The 12,777-nt window shown below is 54.1% G+C and carries 7 protein-coding genes; 4 read left to right on the plus strand and 3 right to left on the minus strand.

The window, feature by feature from the left end; all coding sequences use genetic code 11:
• Window positions 1-11: 11 nt before the first annotated feature.
• Both KCG54_RS11760 and KCG54_RS11765 read right to left on the minus strand, forming a co-directional pair.
• Window positions 12-4,160: a translocation/assembly module TamB domain-containing protein gene (locus tag KCG54_RS11760; RefSeq protein ID WP_254324264.1), complete on the minus strand. Its 4,149-nt coding sequence runs from the start codon at window positions 4,158-4,160 to the stop codon at window positions 12-14.
• 80 nt (window positions 4,161-4,240) lie between these two features.
• Entirely contained in the window at window positions 4,241-6,082 is a 1,842-nt protein-coding gene (locus KCG54_RS11765; protein ID WP_254324265.1) for an autotransporter assembly complex protein TamA, read from the minus strand.
• A 449-nt stretch (window positions 6,083-6,531) separates the two neighbouring features.
• Between KCG54_RS11765 and sstT the strand changes: the two genes are divergently transcribed.
• Both sstT and KCG54_RS11775 read left to right on the plus strand, forming a co-directional pair.
• Entirely contained in the window at window positions 6,532-7,755 is a 1,224-nt protein-coding gene (gene sstT, locus KCG54_RS11770) for a serine/threonine transporter SstT (protein ID WP_254324266.1), read from the plus strand.
• Window positions 7,756-7,982: 227 nt separating this feature from the next.
• A complete protein-coding gene (locus KCG54_RS11775) occupies window positions 7,983-9,839 on the plus strand; it encodes an ABC transporter ATP-binding protein (protein ID WP_254324267.1) in 1,857 nt (618 codons plus the stop codon).
• Between the two features lie 112 nt (window positions 9,840-9,951).
• On the opposite strand, the gene KCG54_RS11780 is transcribed toward KCG54_RS11775, so the two are convergent.
• On the minus strand, window positions 9,952-10,680 hold the full coding sequence (locus tag KCG54_RS11780) for a TIGR00730 family Rossman fold protein (protein WP_254324268.1): 729 nt from the start codon (window positions 10,678-10,680) through the stop codon (window positions 9,952-9,954).
• A 141-nt stretch (window positions 10,681-10,821) separates the two neighbouring features.
• On the opposite strand from KCG54_RS11780, the gene truC reads away from it, so the two are divergent.
• A complete protein-coding gene (gene truC, locus KCG54_RS11785) occupies window positions 10,822-11,538 on the plus strand; it encodes a tRNA pseudouridine(65) synthase TruC (RefSeq protein WP_254324269.1) in 717 nt (238 codons plus the stop codon).
• Between the two features lie 97 nt (window positions 11,539-11,635).
• Complete coding sequence (gene prfB, locus KCG54_RS11790) at window positions 11,636-12,739, plus strand: peptide chain release factor 2 (protein WP_070649359.1); 1,104 nt, start codon at window positions 11,636-11,638, stop codon at window positions 12,737-12,739.
• Window positions 12,740-12,777 lie beyond the last annotated feature (38 nt).

The following is a 12,777-nucleotide window of genomic DNA, read 5'->3' on the forward strand; positions in this document are numbered from 1 at the left end:
TTTCACGGCTTTTAGTGTTGTTCTTCCGGCTCGGGTTCGTCTTTGCCGAACCAGTTGTCAAAGCGGATGGTGTATTTCAATTCGCCGCCGGATGAGCGTGTGCCGATGCGGGCAATGGCTTGGATGGCGCGGGTCAGTTGGTACACGAGTTTGACGGATTGTTCGGCGCTGGAGATGCCATATTCGTAACCTACGTAGAGGTTGTTGGTGAGCTGTTTGCCGACGGTCAGGACTTGTTCGGCAGGGTTGAGCTCGCCGGTTTGGGCGTTGCGGCTGCGTTTGCTGGTAAAGCCCAAATCATCGACAAGGCCGATGCGGTCGTTGACTTGGCCGGCAAGCAATGCGCTGGCGGCGGCGGAGAGTGTGGCGTTGTCGCCGTCGCTGCCGCTGCTGGCACGGTTGAGGATGAGCCAGGAGAGTTTGTCTTTTTCGCTCATGGCTTCTTTGGCAACCAAGGTCACGCGCGGATTGTTGAGGCTGCCGAGGACTTCGACACCTGCCCCGACCGGGGAGAGACGGCGTTCGGCACGGATGTTGAGGTTTGGATTGGTCAGCGGGCCGACAAAGGAAACCGAGCCTTTGGTGATGTCGAGGTCTTGGCCGTAGGCTTTGTAGCGGCCTTTGACAACGCGCACGGTACCGACACCTTGGACGGCTTCGCCCGGACGTGATGTGATGGCCAGTTTGCCGCCGATGGTAACGTCTGCGCCGTAGCCGACAAAACGGACATTGTCGTTGATGTTCAAGACAAGGTTCAGATTAATCGGCGTGGTGGCCGTTGCTTCTTTTTTAGTTTCACCCAATACGACCACGTCGTCGTCGAGGGTCGGCATGGAGGATTTTTGCGAACCGAACATGCCGTAGTCGGTGTTGAGCGTGCCGTTGAGCGATACGCCTTTTTCCGGATTGTAGAGGACTTTGGCCGCACCGGAGAGCTGCAGTCGGCGGTTTGGACGCGAGAGGGTGCGGTATTTGTCGAAGACGATGTCCACGTCGACATCGGGGTTGGCGTTGGCAAGGTTGACCGCGCCTTTGAGCTCAATCGTGCCGCCACGGTGGAATTTGAGGCTGTCGATCACCCATTTTTGACCCTGCAGGCGCGAACGCAATACGCCGTTGTCGAGAATCAGGCCTTGGGTTTGATGGCGGTAATAGAGGTTGTCGCCATTAATCAGGCCGCTCAGTTGCGGATCGTTCAGACGGCCTGCCAAGTTGACGGCGGCGTTCAGACGGCCTTTGAGGGTTTGGCCGACGGGCAGGAAGTTGCGGAAGACTTCGAGGTTGGCAACGTTCAGGTTGAGTTTGCCGCTCAGAGGGGCGGTATCGAAGCTGGTGCCTTGACCGATGTTGACGGTACCGTCGGCACGGCCGTAATTGGTTTGGAGGTCGAGGTTGCTGTTGATAGTAGGCGAACCGAGTCGGCCACCGATGGTGGCGGTCGCGTTTAGACGGCCTGCAATGCCTTGGGCTGTCGCCGGCATAAAGGATTTGAGCGAGCCCAAATCGGGAACGCTGATATTGACTTTGCCGCTGACGGGGGCGTTGTTGATGTTGTTGCCGAACTGCTGGGCGATGCCGAGTGTGCCGTCAACTTTGCCGAAACGGGTGTTGCCTTCCAGCGTGCTGTCGATGCGGCCGTTTTGGAAACGGGTGCGCAGGGCGAGCGCGGAAAGTCCCAAAGGCTGTTTGTTTTTCGGGTCTTTGCCCGGCAGAATGATGTCGCCGCCTTGACGGTTGATGTTGAGGAAGCCGCGCGCGTTTTGACTGTACGCCAAATCCCAGTCGCCGCCCAAGACGAGGTTGTGTTCGATAGGCGGAGTGTAGAAGTTGTGCAATTCGGTAATGTGCAGATTTTGTGCGCTGCCTTTACTGGTAATGCCGGCTTTCTTGTCCCAAACGAAATTTTGCAGGTTGAGGTTGCCGCCCATGGCCGCCCAGCGTGCGCTGCTGAGGGAAACACGTTCGCTGCCGGCTTCGAGGTTGAGGCGGTTTTGCAGTTTGAGGTTGAACGCGCCGCTGATGTCGAGCGTGTCGACCGTGCCTTTCCATTGGGTTTGGTCTTTGTTGAGGCCGCCGGTGGCGTCGAGGTTGAGCTTGTAGCGTTTGTTGTCCACCGCCATGCTGCTGTTGCCGCGGATGTGGTGGTGCGAGCCTGTGCCGCTGATGAGCAGGTTGACGTTGTCAATCATGGCCGCGCCGCCGGAGACGGCGATGTGTTCACCTTTAATATCGGCACTCAACGGACGGTTGGTATCGGGCGAACCTTTAAGCTTGAAGTCGAGGGTACGGATGTTGACGGTATCGGCGACTTTGAAGTTGCGCGCTTCGCCGTTCAAATCGGCTTCAAGGGTTTTGAGGCCGTCTGAAAAACTGCCGGAGATGTAGCCGCGCGCGTTGAGCAGGCCGCCCAAGCCGAAGCCGAAACGCGACAAATCGGGGGCGGTAATATTGAGGTTGAGGCGGTCGCCTTTTTTGCCGAAGCTGCCGTTGGTTTTGACGATGTTGCTGCCAAGGGTCAGGTCGGTCAGGGCGCGCGCGAGGTGTTTGTTTTCATAGGCGATGTCGGCTTTGCCGCTGAGCGGAACGCCGTTGAGCGTACTCGGTGCGAACTGCATTTTGCCGGCGAATTTCTCTTGCGCCAGTATGCCGGTCAAGTTGATGTTGCCGTTGACGCTGCCTTGCGGAAGCTGCGGATCGATGCGTGCAGGGTTGAAGGCTTTGCTGACGATGTCCAATTGCAGTTTGCGGTCTTTGAAGAGTTCGAGCGAGCCTTTGGCATTGAGTTCGCCGCCGTTTTGCGGAACCAGGCGGACTTTGTCGAGCTTGAGCGTGCGCTGGCCGAGCTGTTTGTCGGTTTGGAAAAACAGCATGCCGTCTGTACGCGCAAATCCGCTGTCGAGATTCCAGTTGACAACGGGGGAGGAGGTTTCGCCTTTGACGTCGATACTGCCGTTCAGACGGCCTGCAATGTTTTGACGCACAAAGTCGTCTGCGCCGGTATTGTTGATGCCCAGTGCGAGTTTGAGCTGGTCTTGGGCGGTATCGATTGAGCCGGATACATCGATGCTGCCGTCTTTGAGCAGGCCGACGCCGATGTCTTCAATCATGACTGTGCCTTTATCGTCAACGATGAATTCGCCGAGGATGCGTTTGACGGGGATATGGTTTTCATCGGCAAAACCGGCTTGGTCGTTTTCCAAGTCTATCGAGCCTTCCAGCGCAACGCCGTCTGTAAACGACGGAATGGTGGTGGCGTCGAAATTCAGGCGCGCTTTGGGCAGGCTGGGCAGGAAGGCCTGCGGATTGATGTTGGAACCTTTAATCAGGATTTCGCCAACGGTTTCATTGAGGCTGTCGGCGAATGGGTGAATGGTGGATTTGGCCGACAAATGAACGTTGTCGCTATCGAGCAGCAAGTCGGTGGATACGTCTTGCAGGCTGCCCCACAGGCGCACCGTACCATGTAGGGTTTCGCCCTCAAGCTGGCCTTTGGTGTAGATGGCGGTATTGAGGACGTAGGGTTTGTTCAAACCAAGCACTACCGCGCCTGTCGAGCTGCTCCATGGCGTATCGGCGGTTTTGATGTGGAGGCGGTGTTCTTTTTTGTCGTAATGATAGGCCGCGTGCAGATGGTCGAGATAGACGGTCTGCTTGTCAAAACGCTTGCCCACGCTGATTTTGCCGGTTTCCAAACGGTCGAGATAGGCGGTAACGGGCAGGTCTATGCTGTCGGGCAGGCCTTTTGATGGCTCTTCTTCTTTAGGCGGCGTGCGTTTGGTCACGATGGCGATGTCGCCGGCCACGACTTCGGTAATGTGCAAGGAAGGACGGGTCAGCTCGGACGGTTTCCAATCAAAGCGGAAGCTGCTGATTTTGACATCCGCACCTTCTGTTTCAATCAACCATTTGTCGCCTTCAAAGCCTTCAATCAGCGTGCCTTTCAGCGTGTCCGAAGAGATTTTGACTCCGAACCATGACGGGATTTTGTACAAACCGAAACGCAAACCCGATTCCGTACCGACCAGCCAGCCGATCGCGCCGGCGGAAACGGTCAATACGCCCAAGGTGGACAGGACAAAGCCGCGCAACAGGCGTTTTTTGCGCTTTGGCGGGGCGGGCTGTTGTTCAGACGGCGTGGAAGTGTTTGCAGTATCGGTCATGATATTTTTCTGTTTGTCTGTTGTTCAGACGGCCTGAAATGGCTGAGGCCGTCTGAAAGAACGGATGGTGAGTATGTTTGTTAAAACCTTGTGCCCAAGCTGATGTGCCAGCGGATTTTTTTGTCGTGATGGCCGTAGGCAATATCGAAGGAGAACGGCGCAACCGGGCTGAACCAGCGCACGCCCAAGCCAGTACCGTGTTTTAAGGTCATGTGTTTGAAGTTGCTCGCCGCATCGCCGACATCGTGGAAGATGGCGCCGGAGAAGCTCTTGGTAACTGGGAATTGATATTCGAGGCTGCCGACCACCAAGGCGCGTTGCGGCAAGACGGAGCCGTTGGGGCCGGCCAAGCCGATGCTGTCGAGTTCGTAACCGCGTACGGAAGTCGCGCCGCCGGTACGGAACATCAGGCTGGACGGTACTTCTTCGCCTTCGCGGGCATAAACGTAGCCTGCCTGTCCGCGTACGATGAATGTACCGAGTTTTTTGTTTTCAGGCGTGAAGAAATAGCCTGCCCGTGCCGTGGCGCGTGCCATTTGGGTGGAGGAAAGGAATTTGCCCAAAGTTGTCCCGATTTTACCGTCGAGGTAGTAGCCGTTTTGAGGGTGTAGCTCGGTTTCGATGTTTTGCCGTTTCCATGAGGCGGTCAGCATGGTGGCATGGCTTCGACCCAAATCGTAGCTGGTGTCGGGGACTTTGCGGTCTTCGGTAATGAATTCGAGGCCGAAGCGGGCATCAATATTGTTGCGGTCGCGGACGTACCAAATACCGCTGGTCAGGGCGCGTTTTTCAAGGTTTTGCGTGGTCGAGCGGTTGTAGGAAACGTTGCTGGTCCAGTAGTTGCCGCGGTTGTTGCGCGGTTGGCTGATACCGGCGGCCAGCGTGGTCTCGTATTTGTCCATGTCCCAAACAACCGAGCCGATGTAGCCCTTGTTAAAGAGGTTGTAATAGTCGTAGGCGATGCGGCCGCCGATTCCGTATTCGGAGTCGTAGCGGATACCGGTTTCCAGTTTGTGGCGTTTGACTTCGGTCACGTTGATTTTGACGGGAACGCGGTCGCCTTGCAGTTGATCGAAGTCGGCTTGTACGGATGCGCCGGAATAGTGGCCGTTTTGCTCGAGCGCCTGTTGCAGGTCGAGGATTTTGTCCAAGTCGTAAGGCGAACCGGGTTGGAAGCGCGCCATGCCGGAAACCACGCTCTCAGGGTAGCGGCGTGTGCCGGTTATTTGGAAATCGCCGAAGTAAATGGGGCGGTTGCTTTCCACGATGACGTTCAAGTCGGCTTTTTGCGTATTGGGATTGATGGTGGCTTGGGTGGTAGTGAGTTTTGCCAAAGGGTATTTTTTGCGTGTTACCGCGCTGAGGACGGAGGTTTTACTCGCACTCCAGCCATCTTGGTCGAAGTTTTCGCCAACGGGCTGTTGCCAGTTTTCCATCGCATTTTGGTAGTATTCGGCCAAGTTGTCGTCATTCAATACGTCGCCGAGGATGGCCACGCTGACGTTGTCGACTTTGGTGCGCGGGCCGGGGGTGACGTTGACGGTGTAGCTCTCGCCGTGGTCTTGAATATTGACGTTGCTGTTGAAGTAGCCTTTGGTCCGGAGCATGGTTTTGACGTTGTCGGGAGCCTCTTCGGCGAGGAAGCCGACCTGCTCTTTGTCCAGCTCTTCTTCCTGCTGCTGGGTAATCAGCGGCAGGTATTCTTCAAGCATTTCTTTGATTTCGCTGTCTTGGGTGTCGATTTTGACGGGGAATTTGGGCTTGAGTTTGCCTGTTTGGTCGTCTTTGGGCTGCTTGGGCATTTCGGATTCGGGAACAGCTTCGTAGTCTTCCGCTTTGGGAACGGAAGTATCTACTGCCAACGCGTGTCCGTAGGCGAGCGCCAATGATGCAAATAAAACAGGGTAGGTCAGTTTGGTCATGATGTGTGTTCGACAGCGACAATTCTTCAGTTTGGGGATTTTAACATTATTTCTGCAAGCTTTCAGGCTATGGTTATAAACGGAAATTTAGCGCGATGACGTTAAAAAATGTGGCTTAAAGGGCGGATTTTGGTTTGTTTCTATCTGATTGTAATAGTTATGTTTTGTGTTTTGACTGATGAAGTTGCCTTTGTATTCGGCCTTATGGCGCAGATTTCAGGCCGTCTGAAAGCAAGATATAGAGAAGTAAAGCAACGGTATGGGCATACTTTAAAGTAGGGTTTGAGCAGTTTTTACCGTATTTTTGGCATAAAGTGCCAACCGTGCCATAAATGTTAAATTTTAATGCTGTTTTTGTGAGGTGTGCATGAAAACCTCGCCGACAAATGATTTTTTATTTTAGAATGTAAGACTTTTTTAACATATCTTTAAATTGTGAAGGAACGGATATGGCAAGTGGCAATCCGATTTTGAACGCGCTTAATCGCGTCAGCCTGGTGGCGCAAATCGCCATCGGCTTGGTTTTAGGTATTATTGTGGGTGCAGTTTCACCGCAAGTCGGTATCAGCGCAGGACTGCTGGGCAGCCTGTTTGTCGGTGCGCTTAAGGCTATCGCGCCGATTTTGGTATTTGTTTTGGTGACTGCCGCCATTGCGCAACACCAAAAAGGCAATCAGGCCCACATCAAACCGATTTTGATTTTGTATATTTTCGGTACGTTTGCCGCGGCCGTGGTGGCGGTTGTCGCCAGTATGGCATTCCCGACCACGCTGATTCTGCGTGCAGCCGGCGATGTGTCCGTTGCGCCGCCTTCCGGCATTGTCGAAGTGTTGAAAACGCTACTGATGAATTTGGTGGCCAACCCGATTAACGCGCTGGCCAATGCCAACTATATCGGCATTTTGGCTTGGGCTTTGGTATTGGGCGCGGCTTTGCGCCATCACGGTTCGGATACGACCCGCCAAGTGGCGGCCGACTTGGCCGATACCGTTTCGACGGTTGTGAAGTGGATTATCCGTTTTGCGCCGCTGGGTATTTTCGGCTTGGTGTCTTCTACTATTGCGGAAACCGGTTTTGAAGCGCTTGCCGGCTATATGCAGCTGTTGGCCGTATTGCTCGGCTGTATGCTGTTTATCGCTTTGGTGGTCAACCCGATTATTGTGTGGACGCAAATCCGCAGCAATCCTTTCCCGCTGGTGTTTACCTGCCTGCGCGAAAGCGGCGTGTATGCCTTCTTCACCCGTTCTTCCGCCGCCAACATCCCTGTGAACATGGCATTGGCGAAAAAACTGGGTCTGCACGAAGATACTTACTCTATCTCCATTCCATTGGGTGCAACCATCAATATGGCTGGTGCGGCAATCACCATTACCGTTTTGGCGATGGCTGCGGCGCACACGCAAGGCATTACGGTTGACTTCGCCACTGCCCTGCTGCTGAGCCTGGTGGCTACCGTCAGCGCGTGTGGCGCGTCCGGTGTGGCCGGTGGTTCGTTGCTGCTGATTCCTTTGGCGTGCAGCCTGTTCGGTATCGATAACGATGTGGCCATGCAGGTGGTTGCCGTCGGCTTCATTATCGGCGTGATTCAAGACTCTGCAGAAACTGCGTTGAACTCTTCCACCGACGTTTTGTTTACTGCCGCTGCCGATTTGGGTCGTCAACGTAAAGAGTGATTTTAGGGTTAACCTAAATCCAACAAAGGCCGTCTGAAAAGTTTCAGACGGCCTTTGCTTTGGGTAAAGGAAAAGGGGTTTTTAGATGGTCAAGCCGATAGATTGGTTTGGTCGGACTGACGGTATCCGCTGTCATCAGTCGGATTTTTCCCGTAAAATACAGTCTTGAATGTATTTGAACACCTCTTTTCAGACGGCCTGACCGTCTTATCACATTTGCAAAAACAATGATTAAAAAAATATTCTCATGGTTCGAGTCCCGCATCGACCCTTATCCAGAAGCCGCGCCGAAAACGCCAGAAAAAGGGTTGTGGCGGTTTATTTGGAGCAACATTGAAGGCGTGCGTAAATGGATCGCCGTGTTGGCCGTGTTTACGGTCGGCGTCGGCATCATGGAAGCCTTGATGTTCCAGTTTATGGGCAAGGTGGTCGACTGGCTCGGCACTTATACGCCGCAAACGCTTTTTGCTGAAAAAGGCCATGCATTAATCGGCATGATGGCCATGGTGGCATTTTTTGCCGTTTGGACCTTTTTCGCGTCCAGTGTGCGCCTGCAAACCCTGCAAGGCGTGTTCCCCATGCGCCTGCGCTGGAATTTCCACCGCCTGATGCTGGGTCAAAGCCTGGGCTTTTATCAGGACGAATTTGCAGGACGCGTGTCCGCCAAAGTGATGCAGACCGCGCTGGCGTTGCGCGATGTCGTGATGACCGTCGCCGATATGGTTGTGTATGTGCTGGTGTACTTCATCACTTCCGGCGTGATTCTGTCCTCATTCGATGCCTGGCTTATCGTGCCGTTTATCTGCTGGATGATTGGATTCGCGATGATTATGCGTTTCCTGATTCCCAAGCTCGGCAGAACCGCTGCGCGTCAGGCCGATGCGCGCTCGCTGATGACCGGCCGTATTACCGACGCCTACTCCAATATCGCCACCGTCAAACTTTTCTCCCACGGCGCGCGCGAGGCCGCTTATGCCAAGCAGTCGATGGAAGAGTTTATGGTAACCGTCCATGCCCAAATGCGTTTGGCAACGCTGCTGCACACCTGCAGCTTTATCGTCAACAGCTCGCTGACCGTAGGCACGACCGCCTTGGGCATTTGGCTTTGGTATCACGGCCAAGTCGGCGTAGGCGCGGTAGCCACCGCCACGGCCATGGCATTGCGTGTGAACGGTTTGTCGCAATACATCATGTGGGAGTCTGCCCGATTGTTTGAAAACATAGGTACCGTCAACGATGGCATGGCGACCCTGTCCAAACCCCACACCATCCTCGACAAACCGCAAGCCCTGCCGCTTAAAGTCACCCGAGGCGAAATCAAGTTCGATCACGTCGATTTCTCCTACGAAGCAGGCAAACCGCTCCTCAACGGCTTTAATCTGAACATCAAACCCGGCGAAAAAGTCGGCTTGATCGGTCGCAGCGGCGCGGGTAAATCCACCATCGTCAACCTGCTCCTGCGCTTTTACGAACCGCAAAGCGGCACGATTTCGATTGACGGCCAAAACGTGGACAGCGTTACCCAAGAAAGTCTGCGCGCCCAAATCGGTTTGGTGACGCAAGATACCTCCCTGCTGCATCGCTCCGTCCGCGACAACATTATCTACGGCCGTCCCGATGCGACCGAAGCCGAAATGATTTCTGCCGCCGAACGCGCCGAGGCCACCGGTTTTATTCCTAACTTAAGCGATGCCAAAGGCCGACGTGGCTATGATGCACACGTTGGCGAACGCGGCGTGAAACTTTCCGGCGGCCAGCGCCAACGTATCGCCATCGCCCGCGTTATGCTCAAAGACGCGCCGATTCTATTGCTTGACGAAGCCACCAGCGCGCTCGACTCTGAAGTCGAAGCCGCCATCCAAGAAAGCCTCGACAAAATGATGGAAGGCAAAACCGTGATTGCCATCGCACACCGCCTCTCCACCATCGCCGCGATGGACCGCCTCATCGTCTTGGACAAAGGCCGCATCATCGAAGAAGGCAGCCACACCGAGTTGCTCGAGAAACAAGGCCTGTACGCCAAACTTTGGGCGCACCAAAGCGGCGGCTTCTTGAGTGAGCATGTTGAGTGGGAAAATAATTAAACGCTTTGAAAGAAGATAAAGGGCCGTCTGAAAATATTTTCAGACGGCCCTTTATTAATGAAGCAAAGGGCAGGTGGGATAACCGCCCTTTTTCAGTTGAAACCTTAGTTTTTTACAGACCTAGCGACCAAGCATTTTGGTGTTCGGACAAATCTTCCAAGCGGTTTTCGTAATGGGCGAAGATTTCTTCGATTATTTCGTCTTCGTCGTCGATGGTGCGGATCAAGTTCAAATCCTCTTCCAAAATCAGGTTTCTGCCCAGCAACTGCTCACGTATCCAGTCCAACAGCCCTGCCCAAAATGCTTTGCCCACTAAGATAATCGGGCGGTCGGGCGTTTTGCCGGTTTGCACCAAAGTCAGGCTTTCAAACAATTCGTCCAATGTGCCGAAACCGCCGGGCATGACGACATACGCCACGGCGTGTTTGACGAACATGACTTTGCGCGGGAAGAAGTGTTGGAATTTAATCGACAAATCCTGATACGGATTGGCTTTTTGCTCGTGCGGCAACACGATATTCAGCCCCACCGCCGGACTTGCTCCTGCAAACGCGCCTTTGTTGGCCGCTTCCATAATGCCCGGACCGCCGCCGGAAATTACCGAAAATCCGGCATCTGACAGTTTGCGTGCCAAGCGCAATGTGAACGCGTAATCGGGATGGTTTTCGGGCGTGCGCGCGCTGCCGTAAATGCTGACGGCCGGCTGAATGGCGCGCAATTCTTCGCCGGCATCGACAAATTCGGAAATAATCTTCAATACATGATACGACTCGCGCGCCTGAATATCGCGGCGTGTTTCGTCGGGCAGCATGGGTTTGGGCAGTTTTTTGAGCAGGCTCACGGCTTTTCCTTCGTGTTTTTATGTGCAGTATTGTAACCCGAAAGAGGCGGGCCGTCTGAAAGTTGGGTTTCGGCGGCAAGTGTGCCTGCCACATTTTCAAAAGCCCGTTACAATATCTGCTTTTATTTTTACAGCTTTGCCATGCTTGATATTATCCACCGCGACAGCCGCACCATCGCCGTCAACAAACCTGCCGGAATGCTGGTGCACCGAAGCTGGTTAGACAAACACGAAACCCGTTTTGCCGTGCAGACCCTGCGCGACCAAATCGGGCAGCACGTCTATCCCGTCCACCGCCTCGACCGCCCGACTTCCGGCGTTTTGCTGTTTGCCCTCGATACGGAAGCCACACGGTTATTGACGCAGCAGTTTGAAAACAAAACCATCGAAAAAACTTATTGGGCGATTGTTCGCGGTCATCTGCCTTCAGACGGCCTGATTGATTACGCCCTCAAATATATGCCCGACAAAATCGCCGAAGCGCAGACCGAAGCCACATTGCAGGAAGCGCAAACCACCTACCGTTGTCTGGCACAAACCGAGTTGCCGTTCCAGTCCGCCCTGCGTTACCCGACCTCGCGTTATTCGTGGGCCGAACTCACGCCGTACACCGGCCGCAAACACCAACTCCGCCGCCATATGAAACACATTTTCCACCCCATCGTCGGCGATACCAACTACGGTGATTTGCGCCAAAACCATGCCGTTGCCGAACATATCGGCACGCAACGCCTGATGTTGCACGCGCGAAGCCTCAGTTTTCAAAGCATAGAAGACGGCAGCCGGATGACTGTACAAGCGCCAACAGACAACGACTGGCGGCTTTGGATGGAAAAATTTAAAACCGAGGCCGTCTGAAAATCCAAACCGCACATTTTCAGACGGCCCGGTCATGGAAAAAAACAGGCAAATCCCTTACAATACGCCCCTAAAATTTTGAAAGAACACAAGAATCATGGAAGCCGAAGTAATCAACCAGCTTAACAACACCCTAAACGACTTGGAGAAGCGCAGCGAAGACATCCGCGTCTATATGGACTATCAAGGCAAAAAAGACCGCCTTGAAGAAGTCGTCGGCCTCTCCGAAGACCCGGAACTCTGGAACGACCCCAAACGCGCCCAAGAAATCGGCAAAGAGCGCAAAATCCTCGAAGGCATCGTGTTGACCCTCGACAACATTGCCACAGGTATCGAAGACAACCGAATGCTGATTGAAATGGCCGTCGAAGAAAACGACGAAGAAGGTTTCGCCGCCGTGCAGGAAGACGTGGCCGGTTTGGAAAAACAAATGGCCGACCTCGAGTTTAAACGAATGTTCAACCAGCCTGCCGACCCGAACAACTGCTTTATCGACATCACCGCAGGCGCGGGCGGTACCGAAGCGGAAGACTGGGCGGGTATGTTGTTCCGTATGTACAGCCGCTACGCCGAGCGCAAAGGCTTCAAAATCGAAATCCTTGAGGAAGACGACGGCGAAATCGCGGGCATCAACCGCGCCACCATCCGCGTGGAAGGCGAATACGCCTACGGCCTGCTGCGTACCGAAACCGGCGTTCACCGCCTGGTACGCTATTCGCCGTTTGACTCCAACAACAAACGCCATACGTCGTTCTCGTCCGTGTTCGTTTACCCCGAAATCGACGATTCCATCGAAATCGAAATCAACCCGGCCGATTTGCGTATCGACACTTACCGCGCTTCCGGTGCCGGCGGTCAGCACATTAACAAAACCGACTCCGCCGTGCGTATTACCCACGAGCCGACCGGTATCGTGGTTCAATGTCAAAACGACCGTTCGCAACACGCCAACAAAGCCGCCGCGATGGAAATGTTGAAATCCAAACTGTACGAATTGGAAATGCGCAAACGCAACGAAGAGAAACAGGCATTGGAAGAAGGCAAATCCGATGTGGGTTGGGGCAGCCAAATCCGTTCGTACGTCTTGGATTCCTCACGCATCAAAGACTTGCGTACAGGCTACGAAGTCGGTAACACCAAAGCTGTATTGGACGGCGATTTGGACGGCTTCATCGAAGCCAGCCTGAAACAAGGCGTATAAACCGTAAGAGATAAACAGGCCGTCTGAAAGATTTCAGA

The organism is Neisseria subflava (genome assembly GCF_024205705.1).
GTDB classification, from domain to species: Bacteria; Pseudomonadota; Gammaproteobacteria; order Burkholderiales; family Neisseriaceae; genus Neisseria; species Neisseria subflava_D.